Raw genomic sequence first — 20,704 nt, 5'->3', positions numbered from 1 at the left:
GGAGCCCGTGACCTGCGACGGTCACGGGCTCCCCTTGTCTTTGGGCCTCAGAAGGCCCGGTCGGCCTCGTACGGGCCGATGACGGCCAGCGCCCTGGGCCGCGCCAGCAGTTCGGCGGCGACCTCGGCGACGTCGGCCTGGGTGACGGCGTCGAACCAGGCCAGGTCCTCGTCGATGGAGAAGTGGCGCGGCTGGGTGAGCTCGTGCGCGAGCAGACGGCCCATGCGGGCGTTGGTGCCCTCGCTGCCCAGCACCATGGCGCCCTGGATCTGACCCTTGGCACGGGTCAGCTCCTCGGCGGTGATGCCGGAGGCGGCGACCTTGGCCAGCTCGTCACGGCAGACCCCGATGACCTCGTCGGCCTTCTCCGGCAGACAGCCCGCGTAGATCTGGAAGGTTCCGGTGTCCGCGTAGGCCGTGTGGTAGGCGTGCACCGCGTAGGCCAGGCCGCGCTTCTCCCGCACCTCCTGGAACAGACGCGACGACATGCCGCCGCCCAGCGCGGCGCTGAGAAGCCTCAGGGCGTGCCAGCGCGGGTCGGTCCGGGTCAGCCCCTCCGAACCCAGGATGATGTGCGCCTGCTCGGTCTCACGCGGCTGCACGACCGTGCCACCGAAGGTCCGCACCGGCTCCCCCGCGCCGCGCGGGCGGGACGGACGGGCGTCACCGGCGGCGCCGAGCCGGTTGGCGAACATGGCGCGCACCTGTTCCACGACGCTTTCGTGGTCCAGGCTGCCCGCCGCCGTCACGATGAGCTCCGAGGGCACGTACGCGTCCCGGTACTGCTCGGCGATCCGCTCGCGGGACAGGGCCTTGATGGTGTCCGTGGTGCCGAGGATCGGGCGCCCCAGCGGGGTGTCACCGAAGAAGTGCTCCGCGAAGACGTCGTCCACCAGGTCGGCGGGCTCGTCCTCGTACATGGCGATCTCCTCCAGGATCACGCCGCGCTCGGTCTCCACCTCGCCCTCGTCCAGGACCGAGTTGGCGACCATGTCGCCCACCACGTCCACCGCCAGCGGAAGGTCCCGGTCCAGGACCTTCGCGTAGTAGCAGGTGTGCTCCTTGGTGGTGTACGCGTTGTGGTCGGCGCCCACCCCGTCCAGCAGCGCGGAGATCTCCAGAGCCGACCGGTTCCCGGTCCCCTTGAAGAGCAGGTGCTCCAGGAAGTGCGCCGACCCCGCGTGCGCGGAGTCCTCGTCACGGGAGCCGGTGGTGGCCGAGATCCCGAAGGCGGCGGACCGGCCCCCGGGGATGTTCTCGGTGACCACGCGCAGGCCGCCGGGCAGCACCGTCCGACGCACCAGACCGGAACCGCCGTCGGGCTCCAGCAGCGTCACGGTCGTTCCCGGCTCCTGCTCGGCGGCGATGGGGACAGAACTCATGAATCCTTCTTCTTCGCGTCGGGACATCCAGCAGAGCATACGCCCGGGACGACGGCGGGGCGGCCGCGTCGTGCAGACGCGACCGCCCCGTACAGGGTCGAACAGGCGTGGATCAGGTGTTCTCGGAACGCCCGCCCGAGCTGCGGCGACGACGGCGGCGCGGGGCGCCGTCGGACTTGTCGTCACCGTTGTCGGCGTCCTCGTCCGCGGCCGCGGGAGCCGCGGGGGCGGCCTCGGGCTTGTCGGACTTGGCGGCCTCGGACTCCACGACCTCGACCGGCACCAGGGAGAGCTTCCCCCGGTCGTCGATCTCGCGGATCTCGACCTGGATCTTCTCGCCGATGCTGATCACGTCGTCGAGGTTCTCGATGCGCTGGCCGCCGTGCAGCTTGCGGATCTGCGAGATGTGCAGCAGACCGTCCTTGCCGGGCAGCAGCGAGACGAACGCGCCGAAGGCGGTCGTCTTGACGACGGTGCCCAGGTAGCGGTCGCCCACCTCGGGCATGGTCGGGTTCGCGATCTGGTTGATCGTGTCCCGGGCCGCCTCGGCGGAGGGGCCGTCGGTGGCACCGATGTAGATGGTGCCGTCGTCCTCGATCGAGATGTCCGCGCCGGTGTCGTCCTGGATCGAGTTGATCATCTTGCCCTTCGGGCCGATGACCTCACCGATCTTCTCGACGGGCACCTTGACGGTGAGGATGCGCGGAGCGTTCGGGCTCATCTCGGCCGGACGCTCGATGGCCTCCTGCATGACGTCGAGGATGGCCAGACGGGCGCCGCGGGCCTGCTGGAGCGCCAGGGCCAGCTGCTCGGCGGGGATGCCGTCGAGCTTGGTGTCCAGCTGGAGCGCCGTGATGAGGTCACGGGTACCGGCGACCTTGAAGTCCATGTCGCCGAAGGCATCCTCGGCACCGAGGATGTCGGTCAGCGTGACGAACTCGTCGCCCTCGCTGATCAGACCCATGGCGATGCCGGACACCATCTCCTTCAGGGGCACACCGGCCGCCATCAGGGACATGGTGGAGGCGCAGACCGAACCCATCGAGGTGGAGCCGTTGGACCCGAGGGCCTCGGACACCTGACGGATGGCGTACGGGAACTCCTCGCGGGCGGGCAGAACCGGCAGCAGGGCCCGCTCGGCCAGGGCGCCGTGCCCGATCTCGCGCCGCTTGGGCGAGCCCACCCGACCGGTCTCACCGGTGGAGTAGGGCGGGAAGTTGTAGTTGTGCATGTAGCGCTTGGTCTTGTCCGGGTTGAGCGTGTCAACCGTCTGCTCCATGCGCAGCATGTTCAGCGTGGTGACGCCCATGATCTGGGTCTCGCCACGCTCGAAGAGGGCCGAACCGTGCACGCGGGGCAGAATGCCGACCTCGGCGCTCAGCTGGCGGATGTCCTTGGGACCACGGCCGTCGATGCGGACCTTGTCGCGCAGGACGCGCTCACGCATGAGCTGCTTGCTGAGGCTGCGGAAGGCGGCGCTGACCTCCTTCTCACGACCCTCGAAGTCCTCGGCCAGCTTCTCGGCGGCCGACGCCTTGATCTTGTCGAGCTCGCCCTCGCGGTCCTGCTTGTCCGCGATGGTGAGCGCCTTGACGAGCTCCTCGCGCACGGCGCCCTCGACGGCGGCGTAGGCGTCGTCCTCGTAGTCGAGGAAGATCGGGAACTCGCCCTGCTCACGGCTGGACTGGTCGGCGACGGCCTGCTGGGCCTTGCACAGCACCTTGATGAAGGGCTTGGCGGCTTCGAGGCCCTCGGCGACGGTCTGCTCGTTGGGGCCGACGGCGCCCTCGGCGACCAGCTTCAGGGTCCTGGTGGTGGACTCCGCCTCGACCATCATGATCGCGACGTCGCCGTCCGCCATGACGCGGCCGGCGACGACCATGTCGAAGGTGGCGCCCTCAAGCTCGGCGTGGGTGGGGAAACCGACCCACTGGCCGTCGATCAGGGCGACGCGGACGCCGCCGATCGGGCCGGAGAAGGGCAGACCGGCGATCTGCGTGGACATCGAGGCCGCGTTGATGGCGACGACGTCGTACAGGTGCTCGGGGTGCAGCGAGAGGATCGTCTCGACGATCTGGATCTCGTTGCGCAGGCCCTTCTTGAAGGACGGGCGCAGCGGCCGGTCGATCAGACGGCAGGTGAGGATGGCGTCCTCGGACGGACGGCCCTCACGCCGGAAGAACGAGCCGGGGATGCGGCCGGCGGCGTACATCCGCTCCTCGACGTCCACCGTCAGGGGGAAGAAGTCGAGGTTCTCCTTGGGGCGCTTCGAGGCGGTGGTCGCCGACAGGACGACGGTCTCGTCGTCCAGGAAGACCGTGGCCGAACCGGCGGCCTGACGGGCCAGACGACCGGTCTCGAAGCGGATGGTACGGGTGCCGAACTTGCCGTTGTCGATAACGGCCTCGGCCGAGTAAACGCCCTCCATGGGCGACCTCCTGTTACACGTTGCGGGCGCCGCGCCGGACCTTCCCGGTCCGTGGCACGGCGATGTTGTTCCCGTGTCGTGCCCCGGAGGTGATGACGGTCGGTCATCGATCGAAGCCCACGGCTCGCCCGTACGGGCGATGTCCGGAGACCACTACCGAGGACCGACCCCTGGGTCCGGGGTGGCGGCACGGATGGTGCGGGCGGCGTCCTGTCGCGGACACCACTCTGGTCACACCTTACTAACAAAGAGGGAGCGGCCGAGGCCACTCCCTCCGAAACGACCTAGCGACGCAGGCCCAGACGCTCGATGAGCGAGCGGTAGCGGGTGATGTCCTGCTTGGCCACGTACTTGAGCAGACGGCGGCGACGGCCGACCATCAGGAGCAGGCCACGACGGCTGTGGTGGTCGTGCTTGTGGTCCTTCAGGTGCTCGGTGAGCTCGGTGATGCGGTGCGTGAGCAGCGCGACCTGAACCTCGGGGGAGCCGGTGTCACCTTCGACGGTGGCGTACTCGGCGATGATCTTTTCCTTGGTGGCGGTGTCGATCGACACGTCGCTCCTTCACTGAGAAGTCGGTACGCAGGGGCGAACCCCGGTACGTGGCAGGGTTCAGACGCGGTGACCGCGCGTACGAGCAGTCACCGTCGCGTGTGGTGTGCGCGGCCCTGCGCCGATGGCGTGGGTGCGCCGCGCTCCCGCGGAATCCGCTCCCGAAGGGGGGCACGACCGACCGCGGGCACACGTGGACGGACCCCACCCTACCGCAGGTGACATGGCGGGGAACCCCGTCGCCCGGTGACGACGGACTCAGGCGACGCCGAGGACCTCGCGGCAGCGGTCGACGTCGCGGCGCATGGCCACGATGAGCGCGTCGATGTCGTCGAACCGCTCCTGGCCCCGGATGCGCGCGGTGAAGTCGACCGCCATGCGCAGTCCGTACAGCTCCAGGTCGTCACGGTCCAGGGCGTAGGCCTCCACGGTGCGCTCGGCGCCGTCGAACGTGGGGTTGGTGCCCACCGAGACCGCCGCGGGCCAGCGCGACTCGTGTCCCTCGACCGGCTCCAGGAGGCTCAGCCACCCCGCGTACACGCCGTCCCCGGGAACCGCCGCGTCCGCGGGCAGGTCCATGTTGGCGGTGGGAAAGCCCAGGAGCTCTCGGCCGCGGGCCGCCCCGTGCACGATCTCTCCGGACACCCGGTGCGGCCGGCCCAGGAGTTCGGCGGCGGCGACCACGGCTCCCCCGCCCAACAGCGAGCGCACGCGCGTGGAGGTGATGGTCTCCCCCTCCGCGACCAGGCGCACGCCGTCGACGGCGAAGTCGTACCTCCCGCCGAGGTCGGCGAGCACGGCCACGTTCCCGGCTGCCCGGTGGCCGAACCCGAAGTCCTCCCCCACCACCACGGCGGCGGCGCCGAGCCCGTCGGACAGCACGAGACGCACGAACTCCTCTGCGCTGAGGGCGGACAGCTCCTCGTCGAAGGGCAGGACGCACACGGCGTCGACTCCGAGGGGTTCCATCAGCTCGACACGGCGGTCGACCGGGGTGAGGACCGCCGGGGTCGTCCCGCGCAGCACCAGCGCGGGATGGGGGTCGAAGGTGACCGCGACCACCGGCAGACCGAGCCGGTCGGCGTGGGCGCGCGCGGATGCCAGGATCGCCTGGTGCCCCCGGTGCACGCCGTCGAAGACACCGATCGCCACCACGGACCGCCCCCAGTCGGAGGGGGTGTCCCCCAGCCCGTCCCATCGCAGCACGTTCGGTCCCCTTCGCTCACGTCTGATCGGTCAGGGTCAAGCGTGCCACGTCACGGCCCCCGCTTCCGCCACGCACCCGGTGTGGTCCCGCGCACCCCTGCCCGCCGAGGGCAAAGACGGGTTGGCACGAGCCGGACACCCGGTTTACCGTGCCCGGATGGCGATGATCGACACCGGTACGACACGTTTGGCCTATGACGAGGCCGGGTCCGGGCCCGCGATCGTCCTGGTCCACGCGGGCGTGGCGGACCGGAGGATGTGGGACCACCAGTTCGCGGCCCTGTCCGCGGACCACCGGGTGGTGCGCTACGACCGGCGCGGCCACGGGGGTTCGGCCGATCACGAGGGACCGGTCCGGCACCACGAGGACCTGCTGGACCTGATGGACGCCCTGGAGATTGCCGAGGCCACCCTGGTGGGCGCCTCCTTCGGCGGTGCCCACGCGGTCGACGCGGCGCTGGCCGCCCCGGACCGGGTGAACGCCCTGGCCCTGGTCTGTCCGGGCCTGTCGGGGTACGTGTGGCCGGAGGCCTTCGTGCGGACCGGCCAGCAGATGGCCCTGGCCGCGGTCCCGCACGAGCGCCTGTCCTCGTACCAGGAGGGCAACGCGGTCCCCGACCCCTCGGACGTGGCCGCGATGGCCGAGGTCCAGGCCGGGTTCATGGTGCTCGGCCCGGGCCGCTCCCCCGAGGAGATGCCGCTGGAGGCCTGGGACCTGTCGTTGCTGATGCTCCGTGAGATGTACGCCCGCCGCTGGTCGAGCCCGCCCAACCACCCCGAGTGGCCCGAGGCCCCCGCGGTGGACCGTCTGCACGAGATCACCGTGCCGACCCTCGTGGTCAAGGGCCTGTCCGAGGTTCCCCAGGTCCAGGCGATCGCCGACCGGTACACCGAGGGGATCCGGGGCTCCCGCCTCCTTGAGCTGCCCGAGACAGGGCACCTGCCCTCGGTGGAGCGACCGGGTGAACTGACCGCCGCCCTCGCCGCCTTCCTGGACGAGGTCACACGGCGCCCCTGACCCGGATCCAGAGAAGGCTCGGGGCCTCACGGAACCCGCACACATCCAGTGACGCCTGGCTGTCCTCGCCCTTGTGAACAACACGCTGACATCGGACTTCAGCAACCGCGCCGCGCTGGGGTGGCAGATCTCCCGATTGACGATCGAACCGGTGACCGAGCACGTCGCCAGGGAGGCCGCCCGGTTGCTGAGCTCCGCGGGACCACACGGCCACCGGCACGCGATCGACGCGATGTTGTGCGCGACCGCGCTCACCGCGCCAGGACCGGTCACCATCCTGACCTCCGACCCGGACGACCTACGGAAGCTCTGCGGAAACAGGGCAACCGTCATCAGGATCTGATCAGGCCGGAGAGAAGACGACGACCGGCTTCATGTGGCCGGGGCGGTTCTCCCCCAGCGCGACCACGGTGCCGTCCGGGGCGAACAGCCCCACCGGCCCGTCACCCAGGGAGCTCTCACCGATCCGGTTGCCGTGGCGGATGGCGCGGGTCTCGGCCTCGTCCATCGTGCGCACCGGGAACGCGGCGGCCACCGCCTGGGCCAGGGGGATCTGGGTGAACTCCTTGCCGAGTTCGTCGAGCGTGCGGGCCTGGGACAGGTCATAGGGACCCACCCGGGTCCGGCGCAGGGCGGTGAGGTGCCCGCCCACGGCCAGGTCCGCGCCCATGTCGCGGGCGAGCGAGCGGATGTAGGTGCCGCTGGAGGCGGTGACAACCGCGTCCACGTCCACGAAACCGTCCGGGGTGTGCCGAATCGCGGTCACGTCGAACTGGGAGACGGTGACCGTCCGCGCCTTGAGCGCCACCTCCTTGCCCTCCCGAGCCGACTTGTAGGCGCGCTTGCCGTCCACCTTGATCGCGCTGACCTGCGGCGGGACCTGCTGGATGGGCCCGGTGAGCTTCGCGACGGCCGCGTGCACGTCCGCGTCCGTGACGGCCGAGGCGTCCACCCGGGCTCCGGGTTCACCCTCGGCGTCGTCGGTGTTGGTCACCAGTCCGAGGCGGATGGTGCCCTCGTAGGTCTTCTCGGTCAGCGTGAGGTGACCGAGCAGCTTCGTGCCCTTCTCGATGCCCAGGACCAGGACCCCTGTGGCCATCGGGTCCAGGGTGCCCGCGTGGCCCACGCGTCGGGTGCGCGCCAGGCCTCGGGTCTTGGCGACCACGTCGTGTGAGGTCCAGTCGGCGGGCTTGTCGACGACCACGACACCGCTGTCGGCCATGGGGCTCCTTCTGGGAAAGGGGCGGCGGCCTCTGCCGCCGCCCCGGGGGGAATCCGGTTACTCGTCGTCCTCGTCCTCGTCCTCACGAGGGGCCTTGTACGGGTCGGCTTCACCCGCGTGCTTGGCACCGGTGGCCTTCTGGGCCACCTCCTCGTCGGACTTGCGCGCCTCGACCAGCAGCTTCTCGATGTGCTGGGCGTTCTCCTGCACCTCGTCGATGACGAAGGTCAGGCTGGGCGTGTGGCGGATGCCGGTCTGGCGACCGACCTCACTGCGGATCACGCCCTTGGCGCTCTCCAGCGCGGCCGCGCTGGCCGCCTTCTCCTCGGGGGTGCCGAACACCGTGTAGTACACCGTGGCGTCCCGCAGGTCGGCGGTGATCCGGGCGTCGGTCACGGTGACGAAACCCAGGCGCGGGTCCTTGATTCGCCGGTCCAGCATCTCGGCGACGATCCGCTGGATACGGTCGGCGATCTTTCGCGCGCGTGCGGCGTCAACCATCGTCAGTCTTCCTCTTCGTTGAAGAGCCGCTGCCTCGCGGAGAGCAGCTCCAGTTCGGGACGGCCCGCGACGAAACGCTCGCAGGTGTCCATCTGGTCCCGGGCGTGGGCGGCGGTCGGCGCGACCACCGCGACACCGATCTTCGCCCGACGGTAGAGGTCGTGCTCGCCGACCTCCGAGACCGACACCGAGAACTTCCGGCGCAGTTCGGCGACGACGGGCCGCACCATCGAGCGCTTCTGTTTGAGCGAGTGGACGTCTCCGAGGAGCACGTCCAGAGTCAGCGCCCCAACGTACAAGTGATCACCTGTGGTGTTGTGTGAGCCGTCAAAGGCGGGGCCCCGGACACGATCGTCCGGGGCCCCAGGTGGATCAGTCCTCGCGACTAGTCGCGGGGCTTCTCCTGCATCTCGTAGGTCTCGATGACGTCCTCGACCCGGATGTCGTTGTAACCGACACCGATACCGCACTCGAAGCCCTCGCGGACCTCGGTGGCGTCGTCCTTGAACCGACGCAGCGACTCGACGTTGAGGTTGCCGGAAATGACCTTGCCCTCGCGGATGAGACGTGCCTTGGTGTTACGGCGGATGATGCCGTCACGGACGATGGAACCGGCGATGTTACCGATCTTCGGCACCTTGAAGACCTCGCGGACCTCGGCGCTGCCGAGCTGGACCTCCTCGTAGATGGGCTTGAGGAGACCCTTGACGGCGGCTTCGACCTCGTCGATGGCCTGGTAGATGACCGAGTAGTACCGGATGTCGACGCCCATGCGGTCGGCCAGCTGGCTGTTCTTGCCCTCGGGCCGAACGTTGAAGCCGACGATGATCGCGTCCGCGGACGACGCCAGGTTGATGTCGTTCTGCGTGATGGCACCGACGCCGCGTCCGATGATCCGGATGCTGACCTCGTCGCCACCGGCGTCGATCTTGAGCAGCGACTCCTCGAGCGCCTCGACCGAACCGGACATGTCGCCCTTGATGAGGAGGAGCAGCTCGGAGCGCTCGCCCTCCTTGATGGCGGACTGCCAGTTGTCGAGGGTGACCCGGCGGGCCGACTTCGCCTGCTGGGCGAAGCGCTCACGCGCCTCACGCTGCTGGGCGATCTGACGGGCCACGCGGTCGTCCTTGACGACCAGGAAGCTGTCACCGGCGCTGGGCACGTTGGTCAGACCGAGCACCTGGACCGGACGGGACGGCTCGGCCGACTGCACGTTCTCGCCGTGCTCGTCGAGCATGGCGCGAACGCGACCGAAGGCGTCGCCACAGACGATGGAGTCACCGACGTTGAGCGTGCCCCGCTGGACCAGGACCGTGGCCATGGAACCGCGACCGCGGTCCAGGTAGGCCTCGATCGCCAGACCCTGGGCGTCCATGTCCGGGTTGGCCTGGAGGTCCAGGGCCGCGTCGGACGTGAGGACGATCGACTCGAGCAGCGAGTCGATGTTGTCGCCCTTGAGCGCGGAGATGTCCACGAACTGGACGTCGCCGCCGTACTCCTCGGCCACGAGACCGTACTCGGTCATCTGGGCGCGCACCCGCTGCGGGTCCGCTCCCTCGACGTCGATCTTGTTGACCGCGACCACGATCGGCACGTCGGCCGCCTTGGCGTGGTCGATGGCCTCGGCCGTCTGCGGCTTGACGCCGTCGTCGGCCGCCACGACCAGGACCGCGACGTCGGTGACCTTCGCACCACGGGCACGCATGGCGGTGAACGCCTCGTGACCGGGGGTGTCGATGAAGGTGATCTTGCGCTCTTCGCCGTCCACCTCGGTCGCGACCTGGTAGGCACCGATGTGCTGGGTGATTCCGCCGGCCTCGCCGCTGACGACGTTGGTCTTACGGATCGTGTCCAGCAGTCGGGTCTTACCGTGGTCGACGTGACCCATGACGGTGACCACCGGGGGACGCGGACGCAGGTCGGCGTCGCCGCCCTCGTTCTCGCCGAACTCGATGGAGAAGGACTCCAGGAGCTCGCGGTCCTCGTCCTCGGGGCTGACGACCTCGATCCCGTACTTCAGTTCCTCGCCGAGCAGCTGAAGCGTCTCGTCGGGCAGCGACTGGGTCGCGGTGACCATCTCGCCCAGGTGCATCATGACCTGGACCAGCGACGCCGGGTTGACGTCGATCTTGTCGCCGAAGTCCGAGAGCGAGGCGCCACGGGACAGACGGATGGTCTGACCGTTGCCGCTCGGGATCTTGACGCCGCCGAAGGACGGGGCCTGGAGGTCGTTGAACTCCTGACGCCGCTGCTTCTTGGACTTGCGGGCACGCCCGGGACGACCGCCCGGACGACCGAACGCACCGGCCGTTCCGCCACCGCGACCACGGCCGCCGCCACCGGGACGACCACCGAAGCCGCCGGGACGACCGCCGCCGCCACCGGGACGCGGACCCGCACCCGCGGGAGCGCCGCCACGGCCGCGGCCAGCGCCGCCACCACCGGGACGACCGCCGCCGGCACCGCCACGGCCGCCGCCAGCGGGCGCGGCCGGACGGGACGAGGGCATGTTCATCGGGCTGGGACGCGGACCACCGGGTCGCGGAGCGCCGCCGCCACCCGGGCGCGGAGCACCGCCACCGGGACGGGGAGCGCCCGCGGCACCGCCGGGACGCGGGGCGCGCTGTTCGCCGCCGCCCTGCGGGCCACCGGGACGGGGACCGGGACGCGGGCCACCGGCACCGCCGGGACGCGGAGCGCCGCCGCCGGGACGGGGAGCGCGCTGTTCGCCGCCGCCCTGCGGGCCACCGGGACGGGGGCCCGGACGCGGGGCGCCGCCGCCGGGACGCGGGGCGGCCGGCTTGGAGCCCATGCCCGAGGCGTTGGACGCGAACGGGTTGTTGCCCGGACGCGGGCCCGGACGGGGACCGCCCGGACGCGGGCCGCGGCCGCCGTCACGACCACCCTCGCGGCCGCCGGAACGCTCCGGACGGTCACCGCGCTGGGGACGGTCGCCGCGGTCGCCACGCTCACCGCGGGCACCCTGGGCGCCAGCGGGCTTGGGGCCGCCGGGACGCGGGGCGTCGCCGCGAGCCGCCTTCGGAGCCGGCTTGGGGCCGGGCTTCGGAGCGGACTCGGGCCGCTCGGCGGGCTTCTCGAAATGCGGAACCGCGGGCTTCTCCACCGGCGCGGCGGGCTTCTCAGCCGGCGCAGGCTTCTCCACCGGCGCGGCGGGCTTCTCAGCCGCCTCGGCCGGCTTCTCGGCCTTGGGGGCCGCGGAGCGCGCGGCCGGGCCGGGCTTCGGGCCCGGCTTGGGCGCGGGACCGGGCTTGGGAGCCGCGGGACGCGCCGAACCTTCGGCGGCGGGCTTGGGACCGGGCTTGGGAGCCGATCCACCCTTCTTGCCGCCGTCGGAACCGTTGTTGAAAGCTTCCTGTAGGCGTCGAACGACGGGGGCCTCTATCGTCGAGGACGCCGAACGGACGAATTCGCCCATCTCGTTGAGCTTGGCCAGCACGGCCTTGCTCTCTACACCGAACTCCTTAGCGAGTTCGTACACCCGGACCTTCGCCACACTTCTCCTTCAGCTTCGGTCCGGGACATGGGCTTGTGCCGGACCGTCGTTAGCTCGAGTTACTCATCGCTGCGTACTCATCAGGCGCTCATCGCAATCTCGACCTGCTTCCTCATCGCTACACAACAATGGGCCAGCTCATAAGTGCCGACACAGCACTACACGCCGACCTCGGTCACATCAACCACGGGGCCGGCGCGGACATTCCAACCCTATCCGGAACCGAGTCGCACTCGATCAGGCGGGGGCGTCACCAAGTAGGGACGTCACTAGCGAGACATCCCACCCGGTGGCGCCACCACCGTTCCGGTTCCGGAAGGCACGGGACCATGCTCTGCGCCGTTCGGCGAGCTCCAGGCATCGCCGATCGTGGTGCAGATAGGCGCCGCGCCCCGGACGTCGACCTCGGGTGTCGGGCGTGATGACCGTGCCCACGGCCACCAGCCGCACGAGGTCGGACTGGACTGTCCGCGACCGGCACCCCACGCACGTACGCACGGGGCGGTCAGGACCGTCTCCGGCCACCCTATCGCGTCGGGACATGGGCGCGACCCGATTAACCGGCCGAAGGGGTGTCTTCGTCCCCCCGGACGGTCTCGTCCGCGTCCTCGTCCGGCGCCGGGACGGGCTCGGCGTCGGAGCGGATGTCGATGCGCCAGCCGGTGAGGCGCGCGGCGAGACGGGCGTTCTGGCCCTCCTTGCCGATCGCCAGCGACTGCTGGTAGTCCGGCACGATCACGCGGGCCACCCGCGCGGCCATGTCGAGGATCTCCACCGAGTTGACCCGGGCCGGGGAGAGCGCGTTCGCGACGAACACGGCGGGGTCCTCGGAGTAGTCGACGATGTCGATCTTCTCTCCGTGGAGCTCGGCCATGACGTTGCGGACACGGCTGCCCAGCGGGCCGATGCAGGCGCCCTTGGCGTTGACGCCGCCCCGGTTGGAGCGGACCGCCATCTTCGTGCGGTGACCGGCCTCGCGGGCGATCGCGGAGATCTCGACGGTGTGGTCCGCGATCTCGGGGACCTCCAGCTCGAAGAGCTTGCGCACCAGGTTGGGGTGGGTGCGCGAGAGGGTCACCGAGGGGCCGCGGTGGCCCTTGCGGACCTGCACCACGTAGGCGCGCAGCCGCTCGCCGTGGGTGTAGTCCTCGGTGGGGACCTGCTCCTGCGGGGGCAGGACGGCCTCGATCTTGCCGAGGTCGACCAGGACGTTGCGAGGGTCGTTGCCCTGCTGGATGATCCCGGAGACGATGTCGTGCTCGCGCCCGGCGAACTCGCCCAGGGTCAACTCGTCCTCGGCGTCGCGCAGACGCTGGAGGATGACCTGCTTGGCGGTCGAGGTCGCGATGCGACCGAACCCGGTCGGGGTGCCGTCGAACTCGCCGACGACCCCGCCCTCCTCGTCGGTCTCGGAGACCCACACGACCACGTGGCCGGTGGAGCGGTTGAGCTCCACGCGGGCCTTCCTGTCGGGGCCCTCCTCGCGGTGGTAGGCGATCAGGAGGGCGTCCTCGATGGCCTTGGCCACCAGTTCGACGGCGATGTCCTTCTCGCGCTCCAGGCTGCGCAGGACACTCATGTCAATATCCATGGGGCTCCCCCTCTAGTCCGCCGCGTCGGTGTCGGCTTCGCGACGGAATTCCACCTGGACCTTGGCCTTGGCGATCTTGTCGTAGGCCAGAGTGCGGGGGCGGCCCTTGACGTCCAGGGTGACGCCCTGGTCGTCGGACTCGGTGACGCGTCCGGTGAGGTCGCCACCCTCGACGAGGGAGACCTTCACCAGACGGCCCTGGGAGCGCCGCCAGTGGCGCGGCAGCGTGAGTGGACGCTCCACCCCCGGGGAGGTGACCTCCAACACGTAGGGCTGCTCGCCCATGACGTCGGAGGCGTCCAGGCTCTCGTTGACGGCCTGGCTGACCTCACCGACCGCGTCCAGGTCGACCCCGTTGTCGGAGTCCACGACCACGCGCAGCACCCGGCGTTTGCCCGCGGGTGTCAGCTCGACGGCCTCCAGGTCCAGTCCGGCCGCGGCCAGTACCGGCTCAAGCAGCTCGGCGATGCGCTCGTTGCGCGCCTGCGCTCCCATGCGTGATTAGCCCCTCAAACGGCGAAATCCCGCCCGCTCGGCCGTGTGCCGTGAACGGGGCGGTCCAGCTCTGTACGTAGTCTTCGTCGAATCCGCTCCGCGCCCCCGTGAGGGGAGCTGGAGCGCCGCGCGTCGCGTGCGACGGCGGTTGTGGTGCAAGGGTATCCACACCTGAGCGGCGCCCAGGTCGGTACACGCGGACGGGGGTGCCCACGGGTGGGGGCCCGGGTGGCCGGAACACCGCCCTGGCAGGGGGTGTCAGTACGACCCGTGGCCGTCGCCGACCGTGGAAAGATGGGGGCTGACCGCCGGAGACGGCGGTCCTGTCGACGCCGTGGGCACGGGAGGAGAGCGCGTGGACCAGGGGGATGTCAGCGGTCGCACGGTACCCGGGCTGACGAGGAGGTCCTTGGCGGCCAGGAGCCTCGTGCTGACCGGTGTCGCGGTGACCGGCGCCGTCGTGGGCACGGTCGGGGTGAGCGGTTGCGCCGGGGCCGACTGGTACCCGTTCGACGTGACCCCGGACGTCGCCGTCCTGCGCTCGCTCATCCGCGAGAAGGAACGGGCGATCGTCCGTCACGAGGCCGCGCTGGCGCACGGCACGGGCCCCGCGGAGCTGCTGGAGCGCCTGTTGGAGGACCACCTCACTCACCTGGACGCCCTGTTGGACGCCCTGCCCGAAGGCGTGGCCGCGCACGACGACACCGGCGGTGACGAGGCCGAGCCCCCGGCCCCGGTCGGGGAGGCGGCGTTGGAGGCCGTGCCCGACGCCGCGGGACTGCGCGCGCTCGCGGCGGCCGCGACCAGTGCCCGCCTCGACCAGGCCGCCGCGGTGACGGACCCCGGGCTGGCCCAGCTGGTGAGCGGGATCGGCGCCTGCGAGGCCGGGCACGCCCACCTGCTCGCGCGTGCCTGAGCGCGGAGGCGGCGGGGCCGCGCGGCGGAGGAAGGGCCGAGGAACATCCCAGGGACGTCCGAGCGACGTGATGGCGGAAGGCAGGTAGTCAGGTGAGCGAGATCCCCACGCCCGCGGGGGGCTCCCAGGGGCCCGGCACGGGTCCCTCGCCGTCCGAGGGCGGCGACCCCACCGGCGCGGCCCTGGCGGAGGCCCTGAGCGCCGAGCACGCGGCCGTGTACGGGTACGAGTTCGTGGGCGGCGCCGCCGGGGACCGGACCCGGCGCGAGCGCGCCTCGGCGTCCGCCTACGAGCACAAGGCGCTGCGGGACGCCCTGCACGCGGCCTCGGTCGAACGCGGTGTCGATCCCCCGGCGGCGCTGGCCTCCTACCCGTTGCCCCAGGGACGCGACGGCGACGACATGGACGACTTCGCCGTGGGGCTGGAGGAGACCACCATGGGCGCCTACCTGTGGTTGAGCGCGTCGGCCGACACCGATCTGCGGGTGACGGCGGCGCGCGGCCTCCAGGAGTCGACGGTGCGATCCCTGGAGTGGGGCGCCGAACTCGACCCCCTGCCGGGCTTCGAGCACGGCTGACCCCGGCGGCGGGCGCCGCGACCGAGGGACGAGAAAGGGGGCTCCCGCGCCGGTGCGCGGGAGCCCCCTTCCTGTCGGTGCGTGGACCTACTGGGCGCAGGCGGCGGCGGTGCTCTCGACGATCTCGCCGACCGGTACGTCGGTGCGCTCACCGGTGCGGCGGTCGCGCAGCTCGACCAGGCCGTCCTTGAGGCCGCGACCGACGATGACCACGGTCGGGATCCCCAGCAGCTCGGCGTCGTTGAACTTCACGCCGGGGGCCGCCTTGCGGTCGTCGACCAGCACGCGCAGGCCGCGGGCCTCGAGTTCGCCACCGATCCGCAGGGCCTCCTCGACCTCGCCGCCCTTGCCGGTGCCGACCACGTGCACGTCGGCGGGGGCGATCTCGCGCGGCCAGACGATGCCCTTGTCGTCGTGCGACTGCTCGACGACGGAGGCGACGGCGCGGGAGACGCCGATGCCGTAGGAGCCCATGGTGACGCGGCGGGGCTTGCCGTCCGGGCCGAGGGCGTCCAGCTTGAAGGCGTCGGCGTACTTGCGGCCGAGCTGGAAGATGTGCCCGATCTCGATGCCGCGCGCGGTGTACAGGGTGCCCTGGCCGTCGGGCGAGGCGTCTCCGTCGCGGACCTCGGCGACGTCGATGGTGCCGTCCGGGGTGAAGTCGCGTCCGGCCACGAGGTCGATCACGTGGTGGTCGGCCCGGTCTGCGCCGGTCACCCAGGAGGTGCCGGTGGCCACGCGCGGGTCGACGAGGTAGCGCACCTTGTTGTCCAGCAGGGCGCGCGGGCCGATGTAGCCCTTGGCCAGGAAGGTGTTGGCGGCGAAGTCGGCGTCGTCCAGGAGCGCGACCTCGGTGGGCTCCAGGGCTGCTTCGAGGCGCTTGAGGTCGACCTCGCGGTCACCGGGCAGCCCGACGCCGAGGAGCTCCCACTCCTTGCTGCCGGGGGCGCGGGTCTTGACCAGGACGTTCTTGAGGGTGTCGGCCTCGGTGAAGTCGCGGCCCATGCCGGCGCCGTTGAGGAAGTCCACCAGCGTCTGGATGGTGGCGGTCCCCGGGGTGTGGTGCACCTGGGCCTCGGGCAGCCCCTCCACGGGGCGCTCGGCGGGGGCCGGGGTCCGCACGGCCTCGACGTTGGCGGCGTAGTCGGACTCCGTACTGCGCACGAAGGTGTCCTCGCCGGTGGGCGCGACCGCCAGGAACTCCTCGGAGGCCGAGCCGCCCATGGCGCCGGAGGTCGCGGAGACGATGACGTAGTCCAGGCCCAACCGGTCGAAGATCCGGATGTAGGCGGCCCGGTGCTTGTCGTAGGACTCCTGGAGGCCCTCGTCGTCGATGTCGAAGGAGTAGGAGTCCTTCATGTGGAACTCGCGGCCGCGCAGCACGCCCGCGCGGGGGCGGGCCTCGTCGCGGAACTTCTCCTGGATCTGGTAGAGCACGACCGGGAAGTCCTTGTAGGACGAGTACTCGCCCTTGACGAGGAGGGTGAAGAGCTCTTCGTGGGTGGGGCCGAGCAGGTAGTCGGCGCCCTTGCGGTCCTTGAGCCGGAAGAGGGTGTCCCCGTACTCCTCCCAGCGGCCGGTGGTCTCGTAGAACTCCTTGGGGAGCAGCGCGGGCAGCAGGACCTCCTGGCCGCCCATCGCGTTCATCTCCTCGCGCACCACGCGGGCGACGTTCTCCAGGACGATCTTGCCCAGGGGCAGCCAGGTGTAGATGCCGGGGGCCGCGCGGCGGACGTACCCGGCGCGGACGAGGAGCTTGTGGCTCGGCACCTCGGCGTCCGCCGGGTCCTCACGCAGGGTGCGCAGGAACAGGTTCGACATCCGCAGTAGCACGGCCACTCCTCGGTGATCGCGCCCCTGAGGGGGCGCGGGTTGGGTCTTCTGGGGAACCCCAGGCTAGCGCTCCTTCGAGGGGGATCGCGCGTCCGTTTCCGAAGGCTCCCGGCTGCGCCTAACGTTGGGGGATCGCGAGGAGTGAGGCGGGGGCATGGGCAGACGTGTGCGTGACAGGGTCGAGGCCGAGGAGGAGGTCTCGGTAGTGCCGGGGGTCGACCTGCTCGCCGACGCGGACCGCGCCAACTCGTGGTTCCTGCTGGTGGAGGGCACACCGCAGTCGCACGTGGACCTGTCCGACCCCGGTTACCTCGACTTCTCGTACGTGCGCCGGATCGCGCACGCGACCGACCTGGTCGCCCCGGAGGGCGAGCCGGTGGAGGCGATGCACCTGGGCGCCGGGGCCCTGACGGTGGCGCGGTACGTGGCGCACAGCCGTCCGGGATCGCGCCAGCGCGCGGTGGACGTGGACGCGGCGCTGGTGGAACTGGTGCGACGGCGCCTGCCGTGGGACCGTAGGGCGCAGCTGCGAGTGGGCATCGGCGACGCCCGGGACTGGATCGCCGCCCGGCACGACGACAGCGCGGACCTCATCGTGTCCGACGTCTTCTCCGGGGCGCGGACCCCGGCGCGGCTGACCTCGGTGGAGTTCTACGCGGAGGCGGCGCGGGTGCTGCGGCCGGGGGGCTTCCTGGTGGTCAACGTCGGGGACGGCTACGCGTTGAAGCACACGCGCGCCCAGGTGGCCACCGTGCGGTCGGTGCTGCCGCACGTGGTGATGAGCGCCGAGCCGGGCGTTCTGCGCGGGCGCCGGTTCGGCAATCTGGTGCTGGTGGCGGGCCACCGGCCGCTGCCCACGGAGGAGCTGGGGCGGGCTGCCCACCGGGACCCGGAGATGGCCCGGCTGGTGGAGGGCGAGGACCTGGACCGGTTCCTGTCGGGCCACTCCCCCGTGCACGACGTGGACGCGCGGGACTCCCCCGCGCCGCCGACCGACATCTTCTGAGGTCCGCGTACTCCGAGGGGAGTGGGTGCGTCGGAGGCGGAGAGCGCGGACTCCGCCGCCAACGCGACCCGACCCCTGGCCCGGGTCGCGTTGGCGGCCGTGGTGTCGACCGTGCTGGTCGGGTCGGCGTTGGGCGGCACCGTTCCGGCGCGCCCCGAGGTCGCGGCGGCCCTGGTCGTCGCGCTGGTTGCGGCGCTGGCGGCGACGAGCGGGCTGACCGGTCCCCTGCTCTCCCGGCACACCTCGGCGTTGGCGATGGCCGTGCCGGGGCTGGTGGTGGCGCTGTCCGCCGAACTGCCAGCCATGGACCTCCCCGGGATGGCCGGTGTGTTCGTGTGGTCCATGCTGCTGCCGGTGGTTCCGGTCATGCTCCTGGGCCAGGTTTGGCTCTACCGAATGACACGCCGACCGGTCACGGCCTCGAGCTTCTTCGCCTGACCTCGAAAGTGAAGGCACTGGTCAGCATGGGCACCCCGTGTGTCCGCGTCGTGACGTCCCACGGTCACGGAAGGGCAAGGTTCCCGTCTTCGATTGGAAAAGCCGGGCAGCGGGCACTTCCTGGGACGGGAAACTCGCCCGTGGCGCCGGGTCCGATCCCGGACCGGGTGTGATCGCGCACGGGTGACGGCGTCGAGCCCTTGAGGAGGGACTGTGACCGACCCCCTGACCAGGCCGCCGGGCCTGAGCGGCTGCGGCTGCGGATCGAGCTGCGGCTGCGGCTGCCAGAACGGCGGCTCCTGCGGCTGCGGCGGCGGCTGCGGCTGACCGCTCCCCAGGCGGGGCCCGCTCGTGCGACGGGTTCCCTCCCCCCGACCTGCGGGCTGTCCCTCCCCTTGGGGACAGCCCGCGCCCCCGTCTCCCCTGGTCCGGCGGCCACGCGCCCGGGGCGGACCACACCCCCAAGTCGCGACAATACGCGACGAGGTGTGTACGCTATGTCACAGTGCTTTTCCTTGGGGGATGAGCCGCTGCGTATCCACCCGTTGGGGGCGATCAGCGATGCCGCCGTTCACGAGACCAGCGACAGGGAGTGTCCACACCTCCGAACACGCCAGGCTGCTCCGGTGTGTGGAGGGCATACTGGAGCGCTCCGACCGCGCGGTGCCCTGGGAGCCGGATACGGTCGGGCTCCCCGACGCCCGCTCCGACAGCGCCCTGGCACGGATCAACGACGTCGCCTTCTATGCCAACGCGCGCAACGAGGTCTCCGCCCTGGCCGGAGTCTGCATGGATCTGCTCGGCCTGCACAGGCCCGACGAAGGCGACGACCCGCACTGCCAGGGCTGCCGTCTGCCCTGGCCCTGCCCGACCTTCGCAGAGATCTCCCGGCTCCTCGGCTGACCCCCACCGCCCCCTTGGAACGGACGACGCCCGCCGAGGCCGGGGCGCGATCCGACTTCGACGGGCGACGGTCGTTCACCTGCCGTCGGGAGCACCCCACGACCGAACTGTCGGGCACCCCCGCCGAGCGAGGCACACCCAGAGGCTAATAATGGAACTCGTTCTACCGCAAGACCAGAGCGCCGCTCGGTCTGACTGGAATGTCCTGCGTGCATCGCGGAAGAGGGCCACTGCGGACGCGGCGAGCTTTCTGCAACCTGATCCACTCTCGCCCAGCGGGGCAGCCCGCAGCCGACCGAGGGCGCGCCGACGGAGAACGGAGGAGAAGGTGGAGGAGAGGGCGCCGGACCTGCCCCGCCAGGGGCGGTCGGGGCGACACGGCCCGGGGAGCGAGCCAGGCCCAGGGGCGGGGGACAGCCCCTGGGTCCGACGGTGACCGGCGCGACCACCCGTGTTCCCGGTGGACGACGGACCCTCCCACACGCTCAGGGGGCGCGCCTACTCCACAAACGTTAACGATGCACCGGTCACGCGAACACCCCCCTTCGGGTAACCGGAATGTCTCGATTACCCTCCGGGGGATTCCCCGCGCACCAGCGCCGACCTGCGATAACTCAGTGCCACCGAACCGTCGCACACGTGCGCGAACACCTCGGGGCACGAGAAATCCTGATGAGGACAAACAAAGAAGCCCTCGTCGGTAAAACCGAAACAGGAAACGTTCCACCGCGACCAACAGAACGGTCGCGAGGGGCGGCGATTCCGACGAGGGCCAGAAGAAAACCTCCCCGAGGCCCGCCCGGGGAGTGACCTCAGCTAATCCGTGTGGCCAGCAGATACGCACTCGGCGAATCGGCGTCGACGATTTCCGTCACCCGCCAGGCCTGGCCACCGACGCTGAACACGTCATTGACGCGGACGTCGATCATGGGCGTGGGCCGCCACTCCTTCGGGCCGCCGATCTTGGCGACCGGCTGACCGTCGTCGTCGGTCCAGAAGCTACCGCCACCGACGGGCCCGCCGGCGAAGCGGTCGTTGCGCCCGTAACTGATCTTCTCCTGCGCGCCGATCTCGTGGACCACCGTGGATTCAGTCCCAACCGTCTCGAATAACCTGGAAAAC

Annotated in this window: 20 protein-coding genes; 7 read left to right on the top strand and 13 right to left on the bottom strand. The window is 70.9% G+C overall.

Annotation, left to right across the window (positions count from 1 at the left end; genetic code table 11):
- Window positions 1-47: 47 nt before the first annotated feature.
- The 4 genes from KBX21_RS21625 to KBX21_RS21610 all read right to left on the bottom strand — a co-directional run bounded on the left by KBX21_RS21625 (window position 48) and on the right by KBX21_RS21610 (window position 5,567).
- The gene (locus KBX21_RS21625; protein WP_049573519.1) at window positions 48-1,382 is read right to left on the bottom strand and encodes a pitrilysin family protein; all 1,335 of its coding nucleotides are present in this window, start codon (window positions 1,380-1,382) and stop codon (window positions 48-50) included.
- A gap of 112 nt (window positions 1,383-1,494) precedes the next feature.
- Complete coding sequence (locus tag KBX21_RS21620; protein ID WP_049573523.1) at window positions 1,495-3,810, bottom strand: polyribonucleotide nucleotidyltransferase; 2,316 nt, start codon at window positions 3,808-3,810, stop codon at window positions 1,495-1,497.
- A gap of 284 nt (window positions 3,811-4,094) precedes the next feature.
- Window positions 4,095-4,364 carry a 30S ribosomal protein S15 gene (gene rpsO / locus KBX21_RS21615; RefSeq protein ID WP_049573527.1) on the bottom strand — a complete coding sequence of 90 codons (270 nt, stop codon included), beginning with the start codon at window positions 4,362-4,364 and terminating at the stop codon, window positions 4,095-4,097.
- A 255-nt stretch (window positions 4,365-4,619) separates the two neighbouring features.
- Window positions 4,620-5,567: a bifunctional riboflavin kinase/FAD synthetase gene (locus KBX21_RS21610; RefSeq protein WP_210843322.1), complete on the bottom strand. Its 948-nt coding sequence runs from the start codon at window positions 5,565-5,567 to the stop codon at window positions 4,620-4,622.
- 157 nt (window positions 5,568-5,724) lie between these two features.
- Between KBX21_RS21610 and KBX21_RS21605 the strand changes: the two genes are divergently transcribed.
- Together KBX21_RS21605 and KBX21_RS21600 are read left to right on the top strand one after the other, a co-directional pair.
- Window positions 5,725-6,585: an alpha/beta fold hydrolase gene (locus KBX21_RS21605; protein WP_049573534.1), complete on the top strand. Its 861-nt coding sequence runs from the start codon at window positions 5,725-5,727 to the stop codon at window positions 6,583-6,585.
- Window positions 6,586-6,658: 73 nt separating this feature from the next.
- Window positions 6,659-6,928, top strand: a complete 270-nt coding sequence (locus KBX21_RS21600; protein ID WP_234003963.1) for a type II toxin-antitoxin system VapC family toxin — start codon at window positions 6,659-6,661, stop codon at window positions 6,926-6,928.
- On the opposite strand, the gene truB is transcribed toward KBX21_RS21600, so the two are convergent.
- From truB to rimP, 7 genes are all read right to left on the bottom strand, one after another.
- Window positions 6,929-7,807 (bottom strand): tRNA pseudouridine(55) synthase TruB, encoded by an 879-nt coding sequence (gene truB, locus KBX21_RS21595; RefSeq protein WP_049573542.1) that lies wholly within the window; start codon window positions 7,805-7,807, stop codon window positions 6,929-6,931.
- Between the two features lie 57 nt (window positions 7,808-7,864).
- Complete coding sequence (rbfA, locus tag KBX21_RS21590; RefSeq protein ID WP_017584939.1) at window positions 7,865-8,308, bottom strand: 30S ribosome-binding factor RbfA; 444 nt, start codon at window positions 8,306-8,308, stop codon at window positions 7,865-7,867.
- Window positions 8,309-8,310: 2 nt separating this feature from the next.
- The gene (locus tag KBX21_RS21585; protein ID WP_017542630.1) at window positions 8,311-8,607 is read right to left on the bottom strand and encodes a DUF503 domain-containing protein; all 297 of its coding nucleotides are present in this window, start codon (window positions 8,605-8,607) and stop codon (window positions 8,311-8,313) included.
- An 86-nt stretch (window positions 8,608-8,693) separates the two neighbouring features.
- Window positions 8,694-11,822, bottom strand: coding sequence for a translation initiation factor IF-2 (gene infB, locus KBX21_RS21580; RefSeq protein WP_210843320.1), 3,129 nt, complete (start codon window positions 11,820-11,822; stop codon window positions 8,694-8,696).
- 237 nt (window positions 11,823-12,059) lie between these two features.
- The gene (locus KBX21_RS21575; protein WP_082206499.1) at window positions 12,060-12,365 is read right to left on the bottom strand and encodes a YlxR family protein; all 306 of its coding nucleotides are present in this window, start codon (window positions 12,363-12,365) and stop codon (window positions 12,060-12,062) included.
- Between the two features lie 13 nt (window positions 12,366-12,378).
- Window positions 12,379-13,401, bottom strand: a complete 1,023-nt coding sequence (nusA, locus tag KBX21_RS21570) for a transcription termination factor NusA (RefSeq protein ID WP_049573551.1) — start codon at window positions 13,399-13,401, stop codon at window positions 12,379-12,381.
- Between the two features lie 24 nt (window positions 13,402-13,425).
- The gene (gene rimP / locus KBX21_RS21565) at window positions 13,426-13,908 is read right to left on the bottom strand and encodes a ribosome maturation factor RimP (protein ID WP_049573556.1); all 483 of its coding nucleotides are present in this window, start codon (window positions 13,906-13,908) and stop codon (window positions 13,426-13,428) included.
- 409 nt (window positions 13,909-14,317) lie between these two features.
- Here rimP and KBX21_RS21560 point away from each other — a divergent pair, with 409 nt between their 5' ends.
- The gene (locus tag KBX21_RS21560) at window positions 14,318-14,824 is read left to right on the top strand and encodes a hypothetical protein (protein ID WP_247666121.1); all 507 of its coding nucleotides are present in this window, start codon (window positions 14,318-14,320) and stop codon (window positions 14,822-14,824) included.
- A gap of 92 nt (window positions 14,825-14,916) precedes the next feature.
- The gene (locus KBX21_RS21555; RefSeq protein WP_049573559.1) at window positions 14,917-15,402 is read left to right on the top strand and encodes a ferritin-like domain-containing protein; all 486 of its coding nucleotides are present in this window, start codon (window positions 14,917-14,919) and stop codon (window positions 15,400-15,402) included.
- A gap of 87 nt (window positions 15,403-15,489) precedes the next feature.
- Here the strand turns inward: KBX21_RS21555 and KBX21_RS21550 are convergent, their stop codons facing one another.
- Complete coding sequence (locus tag KBX21_RS21550; RefSeq protein ID WP_049573562.1) at window positions 15,490-17,223, bottom strand: proline--tRNA ligase; 1,734 nt, start codon at window positions 17,221-17,223, stop codon at window positions 15,490-15,492.
- A gap of 166 nt (window positions 17,224-17,389) precedes the next feature.
- Here KBX21_RS21550 and KBX21_RS21545 point away from each other — a divergent pair, with 166 nt between their 5' ends.
- The 3 genes from KBX21_RS21545 (at window position 17,390) to KBX21_RS21535 (ending at window position 19,582) form a co-directional block, all read left to right on the top strand.
- On the top strand, window positions 17,390-18,241 hold the full coding sequence (locus tag KBX21_RS21545) for a spermidine synthase (protein ID WP_210843318.1): 852 nt from the start codon (window positions 17,390-17,392) through the stop codon (window positions 18,239-18,241).
- Window positions 18,242-18,262: 21 nt separating this feature from the next.
- Entirely contained in the window at window positions 18,263-18,679 is a 417-nt protein-coding gene (locus KBX21_RS21540) for a hypothetical protein (protein WP_210843316.1), read from the top strand.
- A gap of 630 nt (window positions 18,680-19,309) precedes the next feature.
- Window positions 19,310-19,582 (top strand): hypothetical protein, encoded by a 273-nt coding sequence (locus tag KBX21_RS21535; protein ID WP_199776595.1) that lies wholly within the window; start codon window positions 19,310-19,312, stop codon window positions 19,580-19,582.
- An 812-nt stretch (window positions 19,583-20,394) separates the two neighbouring features.
- Here the strand turns inward: KBX21_RS21535 and KBX21_RS21530 are convergent.
- Complete coding sequence (locus tag KBX21_RS21530) at window positions 20,395-20,664, bottom strand: DUF6406 domain-containing protein (protein WP_026128913.1); 270 nt, start codon at window positions 20,662-20,664, stop codon at window positions 20,395-20,397.
- Between the last annotated feature and the right edge of the window lie 40 nt (window positions 20,665-20,704).

Origin of the sequence: Nocardiopsis sp. B62, assembly GCF_018070675.1 — a bacterium.
GTDB lineage: Bacteria > Actinomycetota > Actinomycetes > Streptosporangiales > Streptosporangiaceae > Nocardiopsis > Nocardiopsis prasina.
Note: the sequence above shows the minus strand (reverse complement) of the source record. Positions and strands in the feature narration are given on the sequence as shown.